Source organism: Paenibacillus sp. 7523-1 (genome assembly GCF_002276415.1).
GTDB lineage: Bacteria > Bacillota > Bacilli > Paenibacillales > Paenibacillaceae > Paenibacillus > Paenibacillus illinoisensis_A.
Genome location: NZ_NPBR01000010.1, coordinates 257,283 through 277,068 on the forward strand (window position 1 = coordinate 257,283; position 19,786 = coordinate 277,068).

The following is a 19,786-nucleotide window of genomic DNA, read 5'->3' on the forward strand; positions in this document are numbered from 1 at the left end:
AAACTTTAAAGGGGGAGTTCACACATGAAAGCTGTACATTTTGGAGCGGGCAATATAGGCCGCGGTTTTATCGGTCATATGTTGTCCGCTTCCGATTACGAAGTATGCTTTGTCGCACGTAACCCGAAGAAGATCTCCATGCTGCAAAAAAGAAAAGAATATCCCATTACCCTCGCTAATGCAGATCAGGACACAACCATGGTCAGCAACGTCACGGCTATCCATGTGGGCGAACAGGATCGCCTTGCTGAGCAGATTGCATCGGCTGATCTCATTACGACAGCGGTCGGTGTGTCCGCACTTGAGGATATCGCCGAACCCATCGCCAAAGGCATATATCTCCGCATGAAAAACAACAATCAGGCTCCTCTCCATATCATCGCTTGCGAGAATGCCATCGGAGGCAGCACTCGCCTAAAGAAACGGGTATATCCGTTTCTGGACGAACAGACTCGTACCAAAGCCGACCGCTATATCTCGTTCCCCAATGCAGCCGTCGACCGGATTGTCCCGGCGCAAGACCACAAGGATCCGCTGCAGGTCACCGTTGAACCTTTTTACGAATGGGTCGTGCATCGTCCGGCGCTACTGGATGGGTTTAAGGAGATTGAAGGCGTACACTACGTCGACTCCCTTGAGCCTTACATTGAGCGCAAGATGTTCACCGTAAACACCGGCCACTGTGTGGCTGCTTACTTCGGGTATCTCGAAGGATTCAAGACCATAAGGCAAGTCATGAGTAACGCAACACTTCGTGCGAAAGTCAAACATGTCATGGAGGAAACCGGAGCCATGCTTGTGAAGAAACACGGGTTTAATCCTCAGAAACACAGCCAATATATCGATACGATTCTCGAACGCTTTGCCAACCCCAACCTGACGGATCAGGTTACCCGGGTCGGACGTTCACCCCTTCGCAAGCTATCGCCTTATGACCGGCTTGTTCGCCCAGCGATGCAGGCCAGCGAATTCGGAATTGAAATTCCCCATCTTACTTCCGCTATGGCTGCCGCAATGCTCTTCGATCACGAGCAGGACGAGGAAGCCATGAAGCTCCAGCACATGATTCGTGAAGAGGGCGTCTCCTCCTTCATTCGTGAACGCATGGGAATTCCCGACGAACACCTCATTCATCAGCATGTTGTCGCCCGATACGAGGAACTCAAAGGGCACAAGGGATCGACCATTTTAACCTGACACCTCAGGTAAGACGGTAGGTTATGCACAACTGAATAGAGACGGCAAAAAAGCCGGGAGGAACCCATGCCCAAGCATCGTTCCTTCCGGCTCTTTTCATGTTATTTTGTAATGTTCGCTTCATTCATAATGGAATTCAGGGATACATACGCCATCGGCAGGAATCCCTCAGATGGTTCGCCCACAGGTGCATCAATGTGGAAAATGAAACCATTGCCGTCCAGTTCTTTTATGATGAAATACTGGGTCTTTTTATCGTTTTGGGCCATCATATACAGTCTTGCATCCTTCATCGGGCCTTTACTGAGCTCTTCCTTGCTCAGTTCCTTGACCTCTCCCGTTTCGCTCAGCTCTTCCTTGGCATCCATCTTCAGCGCATCCAGATTGAAGTCTGAAGGAAGCTTTTCGATCTCCACTTTGTAGTCAGGATCAATCTTCATGGTCAATTCGTCGTCCTCTGCATCAAAGGCCATGGGTTCGAACACATAAAGCGAGTATCCCTCACCTTGAGCAAGTTCAGCCGGACGTTTCTCCGTCATGCCTTCCACCGTTACTTCCAGCTCTGTTGTTTTGGGACGATCCGATGTCACGTTATCGCCTGCATTGGAACCGTTCGGTTCATCCGCTTCGATCTTCGCGATTTCCGTAAGCACCAGCTGCTTGGTTGTATTGTCGCCGGTCTCAATCGTTCTCTCTACATATTTGAATTGTACTGAATCTTCATCATCAATGTCATCAAAGGACTTCTGCACATTCTCTTCAACCTGGAAAGCCATCGGAACCTCCTTGACACGGATCTCTACCGTGTGAGGATCTGCCCAGCCCGTCAATATGCCCTCTGCTTCGATCACCGCACTGTCATTTTGCTGCTGCTCCGGTGCAGGCGTCTGTTCCCCTGTATTTTTGGTTGGTGGCTGCGCTGCAGGACTGCTGTTACCACAGGCCACAAGTGAGAATCCCATGAGTAAAACGAGTAGTGATGCACTAACATTCAATTTATTTCGCATATGAACACCTCCGTTAGCTTATACGCAATGATGCTTGTCCATGTTGCTTCATTCTGCATACTAGTACTTACACGGCTGGTCGCTAGCTCAATCAGATAGATAAATAGAAGAGGCGAAAATCGAGCACATCTCTAACTCGCTCGTTCCATTTGAACAAGCTTGGCGTTGGCCCCGTTAAATGCTTTTGTCTGCTTGTTGAATTGCTTTCTGATCTCGGCAAGCTGTGCATATTGGATGTTGCGTTCCCGGATGGCGCGCTTAATTTTCACCAGATTCGGATCCACACTGCCTCTCATTAAGGAATAGAGCCGTTCATCGGCATCCAGACTTTGCTGATACGAGGTTACAAATTTCTCAAATGTCTGGGCTCTTACTTCATACTGGTCCAAAACGGCTCGTGCCTGAACCAGCGTCTCTTCTTTTTCAAAAGACAATCGTCCCAGGGAATCCCGTACAGCAGGTGTCTGTTCCTGTGTCTGCTTCATTAAGGTCTCCGCCTGCTCCAGCAATTTTCTCCGCTCGGCGATATGTTCTTCTGCCTGATCCAGCAGTGATTCCAGGTCACTGTTTTTGTTTTTTCCCTTATTCAAAATCGACGTGTACAGTTCCATTTCCTCCCGTTCATGACGGGCAAGCTCCTTCAGATTCTGAGCCATCTCCTGATCATTCCGGATCAATTTGTTTACCTGATTCGCAGCCGGTTCCTGCGGCTGGCCACAGGCACTGGTGAGCACCACCAGCGTCAGGCCGACGGCAGCCAGTGCTGATTTTTTCCACGTACGCACTCGGTCGTCTCCTCTCCGTTTGTATTTATCATCTCTAAGTTACAAGCGGGTATCTCCGCTAAAATTGGCAGTCCAATGTGCATTCGGGTCATAGACCTCGAACTCATAACCCCGATCTTCAAGCAATTTCAGAATACGCGGCAACGCCTGCACCGTCTGCTCCCGCTCATGCATCAGGATCACTTCCTTGTCCCGGTGGACACTTTTTCTGACACGCGCCACGATTTTGTCCGGCTGACCCGGAAGGTTCCAATCCAGAGAGTCTGTAGTCCAATCCCACATTTTGAACCCCGCTGCGGCAATATCACCCCTGAACGATTCACCGATCTGTGGACTGCTGCCGTAAGGAGCGCGAATCAGATGCGGTGTATAGCCAATCAGATCCTGCACCATCTTCTGCTCCTTCTTGAATTCCTTTACGAAATTCGCAGAGCTGCCGCTTTTGTACAGGGTGTTATAGTTATGTGTCATGCTGTGGAGCCCCGGGTAGCTGCCCTCCTGAACCAGCCGCTCTACCGCGGACTTATGCTGATTCAACTGACGACCAATCATGAAAAAGGTTGCCTTGGCCTCATGCTCTTTCAAAATATCCAGCAGTTGTTCCGTATATTCACTCGGTCCATCATCAAACGTTATGTATGCCAGCTTGCGAACCTGTCCCTGAAAGCGTGCAGGCTCTTCCTTCACATCCGGAGTCATTTCAATCATGCCCAGCTTGGTTGGCTGTTCAATAGCAGCTACCGGGGGCGGAGCTACATAGCCCTTAATCCAGTGGGTCATTCCAATGAATGCATATGTTAAACCGGTAATGATCAGTGCAATCAGCATCAGAGCTGCACTCAATCTTCCGTACCGGATTCTTCTTCGTTTGTGTGTCTTCGTTCGGCTGGTTCTGCTCGCAATGCTGCCGTTTTCTCCTGCTGTCTGTTGTTGAACTCTCACTTTCCATGCCACTTCCTTAATTTCCCGATTATTGGTATATTATATCGTTTCATGTCTCTATATAGAAGATTAATAGAAAAGCGGCATGGGTGAATGACAGAATAGTTACAAGCCCGGTTACAATCTGCTTATCTATTTTTCTTTCATCGCTTTTCGAACAGCTGGGTTCTCCTGTATAATGAATTGATTTACGCCATTTGACTTCAAGAAGGAGCTACATCCATGACAAGCTTGTTTCGTGCCGGCAGATCCATTGAACTTCTGTTCGTTGTCGGCATTATTGCTATCTCGTTTTCTTCCATTTTTGTGCGCTGGTCCAGTGCAGATGTGGCTGTTATCGCCATGTATCGGCTGTTTCTCACCAATCTGCTGATGCTTCCGTTTGTCTGGAAATACCGACATGAGATGATGCGCCTTAATTTCAGGCAGTGGGGGCTGCTGCTTGCATCCGGTGTGATGCTGGCACTTCATTTCCTGCTGTGGATGGGATCGCTCAGACTTACGAGTGTGGCCAGCTCCACGGTCATTCTCGCACTTGAGCCCATATTAATTCTCGCCGGTTCCGTCTGGCTGTTCAAAGCCAAGATTAACCGTATGATGATTATCGGCATGGGCATCGCCCTGCTTGGATCCATAGCGATCGGAGCTGGGGATTTTCAGTTAGCCGGTACGGCATTGCAAGGCGATCTTCTATCTCTGCTGGGAACGATTGCGGTAGCCATCCATATGCTGCTTGGACAATTTCTGCGTTCCGGACTCAGTGCCTTCTCTTATAACTTCTGGGTATTTTTCGTCGCTGCCTGTACGCTGGCGGTATATAATTTGGCCATGGGGCATTCGTTCGGGGGTTATGCGGCTTCGGAGTGGGGAATTTTCCTGCTACTCGCCATCGTGCCGACGATCTTCGGGCACTATCTCTTCAACTGGCTGCTTCAGTATATGAATGCCACCACGGTATCCATGGGCGTGCTCGGTGAACCCGTATTCTCCTCACTGCTGGCCTGGATGCTGCTTGGTGAATCTCTCAGTGCCATGCAGATGATTGCCGGCGTCGTCATTATCTTTGGGGTATGGATTTTCATTCGGTACGGCAAAACCAAACCGGAACCCATTCCCGCTGACGCGCCTGTCGGCGGTCAAGGACCTGCTGAACCTACGGCGGTGTAATTCTACCGCAGCATATGGCATGGCAAAAAAAAAACGATTGGAGTCTGATACAACAGACTTCAATCGGAACTCAATACTCTTCATAAGGCGGTGTATTTTCATGAAAAACATTGTATCCATGCGCTGGCTGCTCGCCAGAATGTACGAACCCGATGTGGTCATTGCCGACTGCAGATTCCTGCTCGGTCAACCAGATGCAGGAAGACAAGCTTATGAGGCTGGCCATATTCCAGGTGCCGTTTATCTCGATCTCGAACAGGATCTATCCTCTCCTGTGTCAGCCCATGGCGGACGTCATCCGCTCCCTGACCCGACAGAACTGGCAAAGCGTCTTTCGAAAGCGGGAATCGGTTCAAATGCTCGTATTGTTGCCTACGATGATCAGGGCGGTATGAATGCCTCAAGATTATGGTGGCTGCTTCGCTACCTGGGTCATGAACAGGTGTACGTGATGGACGAGGGCTTCTCCGCCTGGCAAAACGCCAAGTTTCCGGTAACCACGGATGTGCCTGTACGGATTCCCTCCACGTTCGAAGCAAACGTGAAGCCGCACATGCTTGCCAGCGTACAGGACGCACAGCACGCTTCGGCGAACAGCTCAGCGGTACTGATCGACTCTCGCGATGCCCGCCGCTATGCAGGGCTGGAAGAACCGATCGATGCCAAGGCCGGACATATTCCGGGGGCGGTGAATTATTTTTGGAAAGATGTACTGAATGCAGAAGGCCGGTGGTCTGACGTGAGTATATTGGAGGAACATTTCGGGAAGCTGGCGAAGGACGAGCCCATCATCGTGTACTGCGGCTCAGGCGTCTCGGCCTGCCCGAATGTAATTGCGCTGGAGGAAGCCGGATATACCAATGTGAAGCTGTACGCCGGAAGCTGGAGCGACTGGATTAGTTATGAGGAGAATGCAGTGGACACTGTGGACGAGTAGGTACTGAGCACGGGTCTACAGTATCTCAAAAACGAATACACCGCCATGCTGGCTGATGCCGGGGGCGGTGTATTTACAGTGCCTGAGCGTCAACAGGAAATCAACATGTAGAAGGTGGAGCCACATTCACTTTAATAAATATTACTAGGCTGAAGGCAGACAATTTGAATGTCTTTGTTAACAATCGGGAATACGGGAGAGATAAAGGAATCTTTGCACAGGCAGACTTATCCAGTTCCTTTTCCCTCAGTGAAATAAAATCTGCAACAGAACATGAGGGGAAGCATTTATGAGTCCGTGAACCAAGATAATCACCCATACTCTACGATAGCGGGCCCATAAATAACCAAGAAACAGACCCGTAACCCCATGATTTGCAATCACTGTTGCCACATCAATATCCCACTGACCATATCCTTGAATGGCAACATGCCAGATGGACCATAGTATTGAAACTAGTAGTATGGCAGGCCATCTTCCAAGCAATGCCTCCAACCGGGTTTGCAGCCATACCCGATAGAAAACTTCCTCCAATACGCTATTGATCATAAAACCAATCAACACCAAGAGAAATAATTCTGTCAAATCCGTTGCTTCGATTACTCCTTCTGGTTGTGCAATTGGGGAATAGAACTTTAGATAACCCCAGACCACAATAATGATTAGTGGTGCAATGACGTTTCTGCGAGAGCGAGGCTTTGCCGAGATAATTTCTTGCTGCGCGCCAGTCGTTTTGCGATAAATTAGCAAGAAAATCAGCGGAATGCACAACAGTGTCGTCAACTTGAACGCTAAATAATATAGCTCGAAATGTAATCCTTGGGGATCTATCGTTACAAGAGCAGCCGTAAACAAAACACCTGACATCAATAACACAATCGATTGGACAACCAAGTGATGTCTCTCCCTTTGTTGGAAAGACGGATGATTTTGACTTTTATAAGGAATCAGACGGATTAAAAAAATACCAAGGAATGCCGGCAACCAAGTATGCCATATTGGAATCACTCCCTCATGATCGGCCGTGTACCTTATATTCAAGTTTCCGGTCCACACTAACCACAATACAGCAGCAAACATAATGATCATGCACAATAAGCCGATTGCCTTTCCCCATGTAGAAAACATTACTTTGAATAGCTGGTTCATTCCAATTGCACTCCTTTAAGTTGCATGCCGCATTTGCCCCATTCTTTTTTTAATTCAGTTGAGTTAAATAAACTTTAGCACATTCCATCTTAACCGTCTATTTAATTCACTTGAGTTAAATAATATGATATTGTTTGTGTATGCCAAAAATCGTAGACCATGAGAAAATGAAGAATATTATCGCTGAAGCAACATGGAAAATCATTAGCGAGAAAGGAATTCATCAGGCAACGTCAAGAACAATTGCGAAGGAGGCCGGATTATCACAAGGAGCTTTAAGACATTACTTTGCAAAACAAGAGAGCCTATTAGCGTTTGCGATGGAGTTAGTTAAGGAAAAGGTACTGATTCGGCTAAGAAATCTGAATGCAAGAGAACTTGAGCCTCAAGAAAGAATTGTTGAATACTTGCTTGAGCTAGTCCCGACTGATGAACAAACATTATTGGAAATGGAGGTTTGGTTTGCATTTGTAACCTATGGAAAAACGCAAAAAGGGTTCGATACCAATTATGAGGACCTCCAACACGCAATCAAGAATTGCATTATATACTTGAAAAATGAAGGTCTTCTGAGCACAACCGATGAAGAGAAGGAACAAGAAAAACTGTATGCCTTTATGAATGGAATGGCTCTCAATTTGTATCTAGAGCCGGATAAGATAAATCGAACACGAAGCAAAGAAATGATACAAGACTATATCCATTGGATTATACGTTAAAGGGAAGCTTGACACATAAATCGGGGAGTTAAGCAGCCGGCCAGAGGCCAAGCAGAATACACTTTCCTTGCCTGTGCCAATTCGGGCGTGCATGGATTGATATTCTATTGGAAACTGTGGAAAAATAAATGAAAGAAGCCCACATCTAACAATGCGGGCTTTTCGTCTTCAAACTTGATGACAATGGAGGAGAGGCTAGCCTTCATCCGATTTGACTGATAATTAGACGTATTATTATAGAAACAGTCCGACCCATGCCACCAATTAATCGAAATATTTTATCTGCAGGTTGCTAAATACTGCCGTCCCCCCTTCAGCATACAATGTGATCCCGCGGTCATTCCATTTTGGAAAAATGATATTGGATAACACCAAAGAACCATCATCAACGAAGACCTCGATACTGGTCTTGTCTACCAGAATCTTGAGATGAACCTTGTTCTTCTCCGGAGCGAATGCCGCTTGACTCTCCAAGTCTCGGCCACTCCTGTCAGGATTCCCGGTATAGGTCCGGTTCACATAGACATAGCCACCTTCTACATTGACGCCTGTATCCACATGTCGGCTCTGGTCGTTGGATTCACGAAGCCTTAATCCAATATTCTTGATCTTGGTCCACGATATATCGGCCTCAAGCTGATACGAATCTCCCGTCGCATGAAGTGTATGAGATCCTTTCACTGTAATCGGTTTAAAGGCAGTCTTCGAGACCACTGCCCGTTCCAGAGACTCAATCGGTCTTGAGATCAGTCGATACTGACCCGTTTTCGATGTAATAAGTTTAATTTCACGAACAATCGAATCCATGCCGTTGTAACCTTCCTGCAGTGTCGGCGTATTGTTGGCATAGCTCCAATTATTCATCCAGGCGAATGCGTAACGGTGACCGGTTTTGTCAGTGCTTGCCCCATCTTCAAATGTAACTCCTCCATACCAGTCAAAGCCATAGTCCAGCCATTGTGGATCATGAAGGTCGGAAACAAATTCTTTGCCATTAAAGCTTCCGGTCCAGTAAGCGTAGGTATTGGGTTGTCCGGATGATCTGCCGTTGGCGCTTACGCCGAGCACCCATTTATAGGTTCCGTTATCTGCCCGCATCACAAATAGATCAGGACATTCCACCAACCCCACGTTTTCCGTGAAGAAGCCGCCAGTATATCGCCAATTTTTCAAATTAACCGACTCATAGAACCCAATCTTCGTCCCTTCAGCCAGAGCCATAACCCATTTTTTGGAGTGCTCATCCCAGATGATTTTAGGGTCTCTAAAATCCTTTTGTCCCGGATTCTTTATCACCGGTCGATCTCCATAAGGCTTAAATGTTTTCCCTTGATTGGTGCTGTACCATAAATATTGTTCCTGCTGTCCGCTGCTGGCAGAGGGCTGTGTCATGATCGCAACAATTGCCCCCTTGCCGAAGCCGGCTGTACCTGACTCATCCACAACCAATGAGCCAGACCATGGATCACCGTTTCGGTTTGTGTATTTGGGTATTGCCACGCCTTCATCCTTCCAATGAAGCAGATCGACCGATGTGGCAAGCCGCCATTCCGTACCATTGCCTGTGGGGTAATCACCATTATACAGATAATAATAGTGGTACTTCCCGTCCAGATATATCGGCCTTTGAGGATCATTCTTCCACTTGTCTGGCGTTGTAAAATGAAAGCTCGCTCGCAGGCTAGCAGAAGGAGAGGCTGCTCCCGTATCCGCTGTAGGCCATGGGTTGTTGGCCAGGATCGGAATAACAGTGAAGGCAAGCGTGATCACACCACAGACAGCAGAACAAATGATTATTTTCCTTCTGATTTTGTTATTCATAACAGATACCTCATTTGTAAAAAAAGAAAATGCCAATAGTTATCGACATTTTCTTTCTTTTAGATTCTCTGCGGAATTGGTTTATTCCACTGTCAATTGTCCTTGTGCCAGAATGCTGTCCTTCACTACGGATGTTTTGGATCCTTTGATATTCACCAGGAAACTTGGTGCGAAGGTAGAATGATGATCTTCAAACATTCCTCGGTTGGTCATATAACTAGTGATCACTACGTTGTTGCCTTGAACCTGCGGAATAGCAAAATGTGCGTAAGTCCAGGTAACATCCTTAGGGTCCAGATCTTGATGCAATACAAGTCCAGTACCATTCAATGGTTTATAAGGTCCGGTCAGAGAACCAGATACATATCCCAACATGTAGATATCTTCAGCATCAACACCATCCACAACCATTTTGGCTCCTCTTGTATCCGTGAACAAATACCATTTTCCATTCAACTTAAAGATATTTGCGCGTTCAATTTCATCTGTTACCGTATTGGATGCAATCAGCGGCTTCATCACTTGTTTTAAGGTATAGTCGTCATTCAGTTCAATGATCCCCAAAGCGCCATTGGCTAAGGAAGCTAACTTTTTATTAGGGCTTTGCAGCAATTTCTCCCTCTCGGCCTGGAAGAACTTTTTGCTTCCTTCATAGAAGGCTCTGTTATTGAAAGCATCCTCGCCCTGGTAGCCCGTCTCTGTTCCAGTATTGGCTTCGAAAACAAGGTATTTATGACCCTTATCTTCAACATAATGAGGATCTCTCAGCGTATGATTGTCGGAATAATCCCCACCGCTGAAAGCCTGCTCCACAGTTTGATACATCTTGCCGTCACCATCAAAGATCGACTTGAAATCTTCAACACCGTCCACCTTGAGCGTGTCCTCTGCATGTTCAGAGACATTGATTTGAGCAGTCGTCAGGGTTTGCTTGCCATAAAATCCGTTAGCCGGGTCCCAGCCATGACGATTGGTATAGAAGAGACGAATATGACCATCCGTAGTCAACGTAGAAGAGCCGGACCATTCCTCTTCCTGGTGGTTCAGAATGGGATCGTTCGGAACGTCCTTATCGGTGTTTTTGAACACTCTGCCTGCATTTTTCCAGGCATCAATGGAGGTGTCTCCTGCTTTTTTGTAGAACATGTAGATGAATGTGTCTGAACCTCGATCCGGGTCACCCGCCAGACCAAAAACGATTTGATAACCATGATAGTCAGCTACGGTACCATCCGCATTTTGCAGCGGCCAGGTATCCCACACATCCATGTCGATGACGTTACCCTTTTCATCATATCCTTTTGCAGAAGGAAGATTTTGAATCGTAGATGCGTCAAACTGAGGAACCTTGAATTGTGCTTTAATTTGTTCCGCAGGGATTTTCAGGGCGTCTGTGCGTGTAATATGCGAGAAACCATAACTCTCTTTGTAGTCTGAATTTTCTTTTGCAAAAGCCGAAACTGCCCCACTTGCCAATAGTGTTGTTGCAAACGTTACTGCTGTCACTCTTCTCACAATGTTCTGGAAATTCATTAGATGTATCCCTCTCTCTTGTCATTTTTTCCGGAAAACAGAAAAAGACCTAAAAATCGTTAGGGTATGGTGGATACACCGATCCCAACGGACTTTTAGGTCTTGCCTGCTTACCAGTAACAATCCCGACATATTCAACTGTCGATAACTATTCTATATGGTCGGATCAAAATTTGGCTATAGATCGAAACTCCCGATTCGGATCAAGGACCAGGGACTCAGTTTATCAAGCATCATAATCAATCCGAGGATGGATGGAGTCGATGATCTATCCGAATGATTTCCATGGCGATCACAACCAGTTGGCTTTCGGTAAAAGCATATCCATAATCCTCTTCAACCATTTCACCGATCTCGCGGGCCTGTGTATATGCCTCGGTAAAATTCATCTTTGCCATCGCCACAAGCTCAGGGTTAAGTTCATTGCGGAGTCTGCCTGATTCATCCGTTTGCAGCATATTCTCAAGCTGGGTCAAAAGTCGCTCATAGTTCGCAGACCGTCGATCCAGTACACCGGCAACTTGTCCTACACCTTCCGCGATATCCCTGATCATGGCCGTCTTTTCCGGAGCCTTATGGCGCATGCCCGCATTCTTCCAGGCCGTATGGATATGCATGGCGATATAACCAACCTCATCTTCCGGGATGACCACCTGCAATTTCTCGTAGATCAAACGCTTGGCATGAAGCCCAAGATGGAACTCTCTTGGATAGAGGATACGAATCTCCTCAAGCAGCGTATTCCGAATTTCGATTCCCTTGCCAATCCGCTCCAAGGCAAACGAGAGATGGTCTGCAAGAGCGATATGGATGTGCTCATGAAACGTAACACCCAATGCTTTCTCGGCGAAAGTGATGATCTGCTGGGTGACTGCAATTTCTTCTTCAGGCAGGGTCCCCAGCATTTCCTGAAGGTGGTTGTACTGCTTCGGATCAGTCATCACAAACACTTTTTCAATAAGGCTTGGGTCTACAACATCATTTTTTCCTTTTTGGAAAACAACACCCGGCCCCATGACAATTTTCTCTTCTCCATGATCGTTAACCACAGCGGCGTTATTGTTGAGTATTTTTTTGATCTTCATGTTAGTCTCCTATGCCTGTTCGTTAAGTTTATCAGCTTCTGATCGAACAACGCGATCCACACCGAGCAGCAAGGTAACGGTAAAAGCCGTAGCCAGAGCAAGCACAAAACCTATGAGATAATGCACAAGATTCATCAACCCGGGCTGTACGATAAAAGCGATCATCGGCAATCCGGTTAGCCCCAATGAATTAGCCACAACCTGATGAAAAGCGACATATGCCCCTCCGGCAGCTCCTCCGGCAGCAGCACCCAAAAAGGGACGCCCAAGTTTAAGATTAACACCATAGGTCACTGGCTCGGTGATACCGAACAGCGCCGTGATCGAAGCAGGCAATGCTATTTTCCTCAATGCTTCGTCCCGGGTTCTGACATATACCGCAAGACCGGCTCCTGCTTGCCCGATATTCGCCATGGACCAGATTGGAAGCAAGAAATTGAAGCCGATATCCGGATTGGAAATCAGTCCAACTTCGATAGCCTGAATCCCGTGATGAAGACCGGTGATCACAACGGAGCTGTAGATCCCTCCAAGCAGTAGCCCAAATAGCAAGCTCCCGTAGTTGAAGACATGCTCCAGAATACTTCCCAGCGAGCGGCCCAGACCAAGGGCAAGGGGTTCAATAACCAGTACCGCAAGGCTGCCCGCAAGGCTAAAGCTTAAAAAGGGAACGAGAAGAACAGCTCCGGATGACGGGATCCATCGGCGTAGTCCTTTCTCTATTATCGTTAGCATAAACGCCGCTAGAACGGTTGGGATGATGGCTCCCTGATACCCGAATTGCGGTGATATGGGCACAGCTTGAACAAAGGCTGGATTTCCACTAATATCGGTGAACGGGAGAATACCCGGATGAGTCATGACAATCCCCACAGCGGCACCAAGCGCAGGGGTTCCACCGAACCGCTTGGCCGTGTTGTATCCGAAGAGAACCGCCATCAACTGGAACGCAGAGCCCGTCAGCAGTGACAGAATCCGGAACCACGTTTGCCCTGGATCATCCCAGCCGAATGCCCTCGCAAGTCCCAAGATACCCAGCAGCAGCCCTGACACGACGAAGAGCGGAATAATGGGCACAACGATATCAGAAAAAAATTGGAATGCGTCCATCAACCTGTGCAACAATGCTCGTGAATGAAGCCCCTTATCGTTGGATGGTCTGCTCGTGGTAGACACGGACGGCAGTGGATAGGAATCCATATGATTTTCTTCGTGCAGCCGTGGTGTTATGGGTCCAATTGGGTCGTCTTCTTTCGGTATGGACGAAGCAGCTGACTGAAGCATGACATTCACCTGGCGATTAACCTTCGAGACAAGAGCGGGACCCAGGATAATCTGCAGTTGTCCAGCACGAACGTGCACCCCTTGAATTTCCTGCATACCGTCAAGACGTTCTTGTTCCACCAGATCACTGTTCTGCAATCGGAGTCGAAGTCGTGTCGTGCAATGGGTGCTTTCGATAATATTGTCCGTTCCTCCAGACCATTCAATAAGTTGCGTGGCCAATGCCCTTGCGGAACTACGCCCCTTTGTGACACTCCGGTCATCCTGCTGCATGGATGCTCCTCCCTGTTACTTAGCATTAAAAGGACATCGAAGGATCGATGTCTATCGTTGAAAGTTGATCTTCTACAAAAATAACAATTCCGTCATTTTTGGCAATATTACTATTGTGACCACTTCACTTTCCAAAATCAATGGTCAGTAAATACCACTACTCTGAGGACAATGGCTCATCTTGGCTTTGCAGTCAGTTCTAACAGATCGCCCCTTTTCTCCAAAATTCGAATATCCTCTAATGGAATCAATAGGTTATTTCTCAATAAAATCCCGATCGTTACGGGGAAGAGTAAGCAAAAAGAGCCCGCTTCGGAAGCAGACTCTTGATTTTGTAGCGATGATGGTGTACGTGGACTTGGGTACATGGACGCTAAGGTGCTCCGTGGAGGGAACCCCCTTCATATCAACGCCAATTTCGGCAATCAAGCATACTTACGGATATAACGAATGTAATCTTCAGCACTTTGGTTAATCTCTTCATCTGTAGCCTGAAATGATGCACCGAAGACGGCAAAATACGGTAATGCTATCCCACCCACATGATTGATGCTGGCTTTGAAAGGTGCAATCACCTCATCAACCGTAAAAGAGACGGAACCTTCTGGCGTGTAATTTTCTTTTTTATCACCAATGGACATGGCGAGGCTCAGCTTTTTCCCGTGCAGTTTATTGCCTGATGATCCATACGCCCACCCGTAGGTAAAAACATCATCAAACCACTTTTTGAGCAAAGGCGGATAGCTGTACCAATATAGCGGAAACTGCAGGATGATATGATCATTTGCTTCGAGCAGCTTCTGTTCGCTGGAAACATCGATATTCCAATCAGGATATGCTTGGTAGATCTCATGAATTGTAATATCAGTTGCATGCTGTTCAAGCTCTTCTTTCCATCGCCGATTGACTCTTGAGCCGTCAATATTCGGATGTGCCAGGATCACGAGTGTTTTCATTGTTGTACTTCCTTTCTTGGTTCAGGCTAACCCTTTTGTTTGAATAACGCCATTATCATATAGGCCTGACAAAAAGAAAATACACACAATAAAGTAAGATGGTTACTTCGAGGTGTGTATGGACTTCATCAGCAAAGTTGTGAGAAAATGAACAGTTATACCGCATCAACAAGATGTAACCTGAACGAGGTGAACGGTCATGAAACAATATAATCTGGGAATTGAAGCAACACTCGAGATTATCGGCGGCAAGTGGAAAGCGCTAATTGTATGCTTATTAATGTCAGGTGTGAAAAGGACAAGCGAGCTGCAGCGCAGTATCGACGGCATTTCACAGAAGGTCCTGATCCAACAATTACGTGAGCTGGAGAGGGACGGCCTTGTCAGAAGACATGTGTATCAACAGATGCCGCCAAAAGTCGAATACAGTCTTACGGAATATGGAGTTACTGCCAATAAGATTGTGGATGTGATGTGCGCATGGGGACGAGAAAATATAGCATTAAGACAGCAGCATGGAGAAGAAATTATACTTATGGAAAATAAAGAGTCTGTTCTTGACTCGCTACCCCTTGATTCGATAATTGAAAAGAAGGAGAACTTGAAATGAAAAACTATCTCGTATTTGGCGCAAGCAAAGGACTTGGAGATGCCTTCGTCAGAGGTGTCCCCGAGCAGGGAGACAAGGTCTGGGTCATCTCTCGCAGCAGACCTGACAATTTGAACCTGAATGATGGCGTTGAACGCATATGGATACAGGCGGATCTGTCTGATCTCCATGCAGCCCAGGTGGTCACAGATGCCCTCCAGCACGAAACACTGGATGTTCTCATATACAATGTAGGCATTTGGGAAAAGGAAGGGTTCGAGGATCACTACACGTTTGACCAGGACACTCCGGCTGATATCTCGAATCTGATTCATGTAAATATAACTTCGGCGATTGTATGTATCCAGGCATTACTGCCCCATCTCCGGCAATCGACAGCCGGCAAAATCATTCTGATTGGCTCGACTGCAGGTCTGAACAATTCGAATAACACTCAGGTTTCTTTTGTAGCTTCCAAGTTCGCCATTCGTGGAATTACGGAGGCCTTGCGGGAGCACACGAGACACGATGGCATTGCCGTAACATGCATTAACCCGGGGGAGCTTGCAGGTGAAATACCTTATGAAGAGGGAAGTGAGCGTGCACTAGCCGAATATAATGGCACACGTATCCCCCTCCAGGATATGGTTTCCATCGTCAAATGCATTGTGAACCTGTCCAAAGCAGCCTGCGTAAAAGAAATCAATATGCCTGCGATAACGGATACCAACGCTTAATGGAGGCTTGATGGGATGTTTTATTGCAGTCCCCATCTAATCATGGAGAATCCTTATAGCAACCAAGGAATAACAAACGGATTCAATACAGTAAAAAGCCCGCTATTTAACGGGCTTTTTACCTTTTTATTATGAAATACAATTTCGATCTGACAAGTCACTTCGAAGCTGCCATCATCAGCTGCTCCACCAGTGCCCGCAGCGAATAATCGGAGGTTGAACACAGCTGTATGCTCCCGGCCTGCTGCGGCAGAGCGAGGTCATCATACGGATTGCGCAGCACCAGATTCAGTAGGGGCTTAACTGAAGCCAGTGCCTGGGCGAGCACCAGCTGACCTGTGAACAGATGAGCATTAAGCGTGCCCTGGATCACAACATCCGCACCAGCAGTCTGCTGTACGAGTGACGTGATCTCGTCCGCATCCGGCCTCATAGAACAGTGGTGCGTCACCACCGTTATTCCTGCATCCTTCAAAAGTGATGCCAGTCTGATCTCGGCTGCACCGCTATTATCGGCCTGCGTCAGCTGCTCCTGCTTCGGCAGAATCAGCAAATAATTCAGTGAAGTCCTGAGCGGAAGCAATCGTTGTGGATCTCGGGTGACTTTCACGGTTTTACGAGCCAGATTCAGTGCCTCCTCATCCCACTCCTCTCTCGGAATAGGCTGGGCAGACGCTTGGTATTGTTGGAATTTACCGTATAGCTGCTGGATCCGATGAACAGACTCATCAATTCGCGCCTCGTCGATCCGCCCGTCCTGCACGGCTGCCAGAATACCCGCAATAACCCGGCTCTGATACTCAGGGGTGTGACACATTAGAATCATATCGTTTCCCGCCTGTACGGCCAGGACGCCTACTTCATCCGGACTGAAATGATTACGGATCGCTCCCATCTCAATATCATCAGTGCAGATTACACCTTCAAATCCCAGCTTGGTACGCAGCAGTTCTGAGGCAAAAAAAGAACTGAGCGAAGCTGGGAGCCCAGCGGATTCCGGAATGTTGGGAAACACCAGATGTCCCATCATGATTGAATCCGCTCCAGCATCGATTGCCTCCATGAAGGGGAGCAGCGGCCCCTCCATCAATTGCTCAAGCGTTAGCTCACACGCGGGCAGGACCACATGCGAATCCCCGCTTACTTGGCCGTGACCCGGAAAGTGCTTTGCCGTCACAGCCACACCTGCTTCATGCATCCCCTGGATGTAGGCCCGGCCAAATTGGGCTACCAGCCCTGGATCCTCTCCGAAAGAACGGACACCGACGACGGGATTATCCACATTGGTGTTCACATCCAGTACAGGTGCCCAGTTCATCGGAATCCCCAGCGCATTCAACTGACTGCCGATGAATTTACCGAGCAGATAGGCTGTTTCGGGGACTTCGCTTAACCCCACTGCCCGGTTACCCGGGATATAGGGAAAGAAGGTTTTGAACTTGGACAGGGTGCCTCCTTCTTCATCTACCGAAATATAATAAGGCAACGAGCTGCCAAACTCTCCGGCTATCTTCTGCACTTCTTCGAGTAGTGCCAGCGTCTGCTGCTCACTCTCAACATTATGGGGAAAGATGCCGATTCCGCCAAACCGCTGCTGCGACATTCTCTCCCGAAATTCCGGTTCGGCACAGATCGATGGCGTACCAACCACACACATCATGGCTATTTTATCTTCCAGACTCATCGCCTTCGGTTCAGATTCCGCATAGGTCGCATCCAGTCCCAATTCATGATAAAGTGTACGCTCCAGATAGTCGTGCAGATAGAACCTCGACTTCACAAAATGCTCCGCCATATCTGAAGGCTGGTAACGTTCCAGCGCTGCCTTCATGCGAGGCAGAACCTTCTCGCGTCCGCGGCGGTTTCTCGTGTAATTATTCTGCAGGGAGCGCCACTCTGCATCATCTCCAGGATACAGCTCCCAGCGATAGGCATACTTGTGGATCGCTCGCGAACGGTCTGTCGCTACCTCAAAATCATGCATGATGGCCACCAGTTCGGCTTCTTCCTTATGCTCCTGCACCTCGTCCAGCAGCTTCCAGATGATCTCATAATAGTCCTCCAACTGATAAAGGCCGAGGCACGTATGCCCGGTAACCGGATCAATGCCATGAAACCGTTCCAGGAATCGATCAATGAAGGTGGAGGCATCCGCCTTGCGATTCCAGGCTAGATCCGCATGCAGCAGCATGGGGTACCACGTCGTTTCAAAAATGCCATACGGAACACCAAGACTGAACGGCCCCGTCCAGTTGGTGGCAACAATACAGTCAAGATCCAGCTTGCCGGCTGTTTCAGCCCACTGAAGCAAGTTGTCCGTGCGGTTCGATAATACCGGATAGTTCTGATGTTCGGCCCAGTCAAAGCTGCGAACGGCCGGAGCTCCCATGACTTCAATGCCTAGCGATCTGAATTTGTCCGTATGCGAAGTCACCTCTGCCTCAATATTGCGTCCATTATAAATCCAGATCATAGCTGCACTTCGCTGATCCAGCTTAGCGAGTTCTTCCGGCGGACATTTGTCGAGCATGTCATGCCAGAAAATTGGCTGTTTCCCCCGCTCTGCCGTATAGGCGATTAACTGGTTCAAAAAGGCGATAAAGGCTCGTTCCCGTACACCTTCATATTCAACTTGACAGCGTACACATTCACATAGGCTGTAGACCTCGTCACAACCCAGATGGATATATCGCGATTCCGGGTGGGCGTCGATCATCTCCCCAAGCAGTGTGGTAATCAACCCGAAGGACTCCGGGTGCGACGGACAAATTTCCCCGGTGGACTGCTCTGTTTCGCGGAGGTGCCGCCAGGCTTCGTGGCGCAGTACATACTCCAGGTGTCCGAAGCTCTGCTGAAGCGGAATAATCTCGATAAAATGTTCATGAGCAGTACGCTTCAGTTCTTCAAGCTGCGACAGGCTTAGTGCATGTTTGGGATGTGCAAGCTCTGGGTGTGTTCGAAATGGAAATTTATCCTCATATTCAATCAGCACGGCATTCGTCTTATATTTTGCAAACTCTCCCAAATATTCGATCAGCAGCTCCGGCTTCGAGAACGTCTGGCGTAAATCCAGATTCATTGCCCGCACAGCCGTATCCGGCCAGTCGGATATCAACACGGAAGGGATGTCTCCATCTGAGCCACGCAGTTGAACTAAGGTCTGCAATCCGTAAAATAGACCCGCAGCATCCAGCGCCCAGACCTCCGCTTTACGGCTCGAAACCTCTACCGTGTAACTTTGAGGCCTCCCCGCGAGATAAGCCCATTTTTCTTCCCTTTTTGCATTGTCTGAATGGACATCAGGGAGAAGTGAGCTCTTCTCCTGTTCTCCCTTGACTTCATCAATAGTCTGCTCGTTGATCTTAGGGTCAAGGTCTACCTGCTGTGGTTCTTGCCCTACGTAACGTTCTACAACAAGCAAATAACCTTGATCTATTTTTGAGGACGTATATTGAAGTCCCGGAAATGCCTGGCGGCAATGAATTGCGAGCCGAGGATCCTCCAGCTCCATATACATGCTTATCCTCGCCTTGTCATCCAGCCGTAAGGGGCCTTCCTGAATTGCTGTAAACTGCTTCGGTTGCGGTATCAAGCTCTGCATCGCT

At 48.0% G+C, this 19,786-nt stretch carries 16 protein-coding genes; 6 read left to right on the forward strand and 10 right to left on the reverse strand.

The window, feature by feature from the left end:
* The first annotated feature begins 24 nt into the window (after positions 1-24).
* Positions 25-1,197 (forward strand): mannitol-1-phosphate 5-dehydrogenase, encoded by a 1,173-nt coding sequence (locus CHH60_RS13240; protein WP_095359577.1) that lies wholly within the window; start codon positions 25-27, stop codon positions 1,195-1,197.
* Between the two features lie 101 nt (positions 1,198-1,298).
* Here CHH60_RS13240 and CHH60_RS13245 read toward each other — a convergent pair whose 3' ends face one another.
* The 3 genes from CHH60_RS13245 to CHH60_RS13255 all read right to left on the reverse strand — a co-directional run bounded on the left by CHH60_RS13245 (position 1,299) and on the right by CHH60_RS13255 (position 3,931).
* Positions 1,299-2,204 carry a hypothetical protein gene (locus tag CHH60_RS13245; protein ID WP_095359578.1) on the reverse strand — a complete coding sequence of 302 codons (906 nt, stop codon included), beginning with the start codon at positions 2,202-2,204 and terminating at the stop codon, positions 1,299-1,301.
* Positions 2,205-2,335: 131 nt separating this feature from the next.
* A complete protein-coding gene (locus CHH60_RS13250) occupies positions 2,336-2,989 on the reverse strand; it encodes a YkyA family protein (protein ID WP_095359579.1) in 654 nt (217 codons plus the stop codon).
* A 39-nt stretch (positions 2,990-3,028) separates the two neighbouring features.
* On the reverse strand, positions 3,029-3,931 hold the full coding sequence (locus tag CHH60_RS13255) for a polysaccharide deacetylase family protein (RefSeq protein WP_255247911.1): 903 nt from the start codon (positions 3,929-3,931) through the stop codon (positions 3,029-3,031).
* Between the two features lie 222 nt (positions 3,932-4,153).
* Here CHH60_RS13255 and CHH60_RS13260 point away from each other — a divergent pair, with 222 nt between their 5' ends.
* Both CHH60_RS13260 and CHH60_RS13265 read left to right on the forward strand, forming a co-directional pair.
* Entirely contained in the window at positions 4,154-5,098 is a 945-nt protein-coding gene (locus CHH60_RS13260; protein WP_095359580.1) for a DMT family transporter, read from the forward strand.
* Positions 5,099-5,198: 100 nt separating this feature from the next.
* A complete protein-coding gene (locus CHH60_RS13265) occupies positions 5,199-6,035 on the forward strand; it encodes a sulfurtransferase (RefSeq protein ID WP_095359581.1) in 837 nt (278 codons plus the stop codon).
* 246 nt (positions 6,036-6,281) lie between these two features.
* On the opposite strand, the gene CHH60_RS13270 is transcribed toward CHH60_RS13265, so the two are convergent.
* On the reverse strand, positions 6,282-7,184 hold the full coding sequence (locus CHH60_RS13270; RefSeq protein ID WP_176476054.1) for a CPBP family intramembrane glutamic endopeptidase: 903 nt from the start codon (positions 7,182-7,184) through the stop codon (positions 6,282-6,284).
* A 140-nt stretch (positions 7,185-7,324) separates the two neighbouring features.
* Here CHH60_RS13270 and CHH60_RS13275 point away from each other — a divergent pair, with 140 nt between their 5' ends.
* Positions 7,325-7,903, forward strand: a complete 579-nt coding sequence (locus CHH60_RS13275; RefSeq protein WP_095359582.1) for a TetR/AcrR family transcriptional regulator — start codon at positions 7,325-7,327, stop codon at positions 7,901-7,903.
* A 264-nt stretch (positions 7,904-8,167) separates the two neighbouring features.
* Here the strand turns inward: CHH60_RS13275 and CHH60_RS13280 are convergent, their stop codons facing one another.
* The 5 genes from CHH60_RS13280 to CHH60_RS13300 all read right to left on the reverse strand — a co-directional run bounded on the left by CHH60_RS13280 (position 8,168) and on the right by CHH60_RS13300 (position 14,855).
* Entirely contained in the window at positions 8,168-9,724 is a 1,557-nt protein-coding gene (locus CHH60_RS13280) for a glycoside hydrolase family 32 protein (RefSeq protein WP_095359583.1), read from the reverse strand.
* 81 nt (positions 9,725-9,805) lie between these two features.
* The gene (locus CHH60_RS13285) at positions 9,806-11,257 is read right to left on the reverse strand and encodes a glycoside hydrolase family 68 protein (RefSeq protein WP_095359584.1); all 1,452 of its coding nucleotides are present in this window, start codon (positions 11,255-11,257) and stop codon (positions 9,806-9,808) included.
* Between the two features lie 239 nt (positions 11,258-11,496).
* Positions 11,497-12,342 (reverse strand): PRD domain-containing protein, encoded by an 846-nt coding sequence (locus CHH60_RS13290; protein WP_095359585.1) that lies wholly within the window; start codon positions 12,340-12,342, stop codon positions 11,497-11,499.
* 9 nt (positions 12,343-12,351) lie between these two features.
* Positions 12,352-13,899, reverse strand: coding sequence for a PTS transporter subunit EIIC (locus CHH60_RS13295; protein WP_095359586.1), 1,548 nt, complete (start codon positions 13,897-13,899; stop codon positions 12,352-12,354).
* Positions 13,900-14,324: 425 nt separating this feature from the next.
* Positions 14,325-14,855 (reverse strand): NAD(P)H-dependent oxidoreductase, encoded by a 531-nt coding sequence (locus tag CHH60_RS13300; protein ID WP_095359587.1) that lies wholly within the window; start codon positions 14,853-14,855, stop codon positions 14,325-14,327.
* Between the two features lie 199 nt (positions 14,856-15,054).
* On the opposite strand from CHH60_RS13300, the gene CHH60_RS13305 reads away from it, so the two are divergent.
* Together CHH60_RS13305 and CHH60_RS13310 are read left to right on the forward strand one after the other, a co-directional pair.
* Positions 15,055-15,465, forward strand: a complete 411-nt coding sequence (locus CHH60_RS13305) for a winged helix-turn-helix transcriptional regulator (protein WP_095359588.1) — start codon at positions 15,055-15,057, stop codon at positions 15,463-15,465.
* Positions 15,462-16,181: an SDR family NAD(P)-dependent oxidoreductase gene (locus CHH60_RS13310; protein WP_095359589.1), complete on the forward strand. Its 720-nt coding sequence runs from the start codon at positions 15,462-15,464 to the stop codon at positions 16,179-16,181. Before CHH60_RS13305 ends, CHH60_RS13310 begins: the two co-directional genes overlap by 4 nt.
* Positions 16,182-16,338: 157 nt before the next feature.
* Here the strand turns inward: CHH60_RS13310 and CHH60_RS30085 are convergent, their stop codons facing one another.
* The gene (locus CHH60_RS30085) at positions 16,339-19,782 is read right to left on the reverse strand and encodes a glycoside hydrolase family 3 N-terminal domain-containing protein (RefSeq protein WP_217989979.1); all 3,444 of its coding nucleotides are present in this window, start codon (positions 19,780-19,782) and stop codon (positions 16,339-16,341) included.
* Between the last annotated feature and the right edge of the window lie 4 nt (positions 19,783-19,786).

Bases quoted from the DNA above. Each gene is read 5' to 3' on its own strand.
- CHH60_RS13305 (WP_095359588.1), top strand. From the start codon at position 15,055: ATGAAACAATATAATCTGGGAATTGAAGCAACACTCGAGATTATCGGC.
- CHH60_RS13265 (WP_095359581.1), top strand. From the start codon at position 5,199: ATGAAAAACATTGTATCCATGCGCTGGCTGCTCGCCAGAATGTACGAA.
- CHH60_RS13290 (WP_095359585.1), bottom strand. From the start codon at position 12,342: ATGAAGATCAAAAAAATACTCAACAATAACGCCGCTGTGGTTAACGAT.
- CHH60_RS13245 (WP_095359578.1), bottom strand. From the start codon at position 2,204: ATGCGAAATAAATTGAATGTTAGTGCATCACTACTCGTTTTACTCATG.
- CHH60_RS13280 (WP_095359583.1), bottom strand. From the start codon at position 9,724: ATGAATAACAAAATCAGAAGGAAAATAATCATTTGTTCTGCTGTCTGT.
- CHH60_RS13310 (WP_095359589.1), top strand. From the start codon at position 15,462: ATGAAAAACTATCTCGTATTTGGCGCAAGCAAAGGACTTGGAGATGCC.
- CHH60_RS13300 (WP_095359587.1), bottom strand. From the start codon at position 14,855: ATGAAAACACTCGTGATCCTGGCACATCCGAATATTGACGGCTCAAGA.
- CHH60_RS13285 (WP_095359584.1), bottom strand. From the start codon at position 11,257: ATGAATTTCCAGAACATTGTGAGAAGAGTGACAGCAGTAACGTTTGCA.
- CHH60_RS13270 (WP_176476054.1), bottom strand. From the start codon at position 7,184: ATGAACCAGCTATTCAAAGTAATGTTTTCTACATGGGGAAAGGCAATC.
- CHH60_RS13260 (WP_095359580.1), top strand. From the start codon at position 4,154: ATGACAAGCTTGTTTCGTGCCGGCAGATCCATTGAACTTCTGTTCGTT.
- CHH60_RS30085 (WP_217989979.1), bottom strand. From the start codon at position 19,782: ATGCAGAGCTTGATACCGCAACCGAAGCAGTTTACAGCAATTCAGGAA.
- CHH60_RS13240 (WP_095359577.1), top strand. From the start codon at position 25: ATGAAAGCTGTACATTTTGGAGCGGGCAATATAGGCCGCGGTTTTATC.
- CHH60_RS13275 (WP_095359582.1), top strand. From the start codon at position 7,325: ATGCCAAAAATCGTAGACCATGAGAAAATGAAGAATATTATCGCTGAA.
- CHH60_RS13295 (WP_095359586.1), bottom strand. From the start codon at position 13,899: ATGCAGCAGGATGACCGGAGTGTCACAAAGGGGCGTAGTTCCGCAAGG.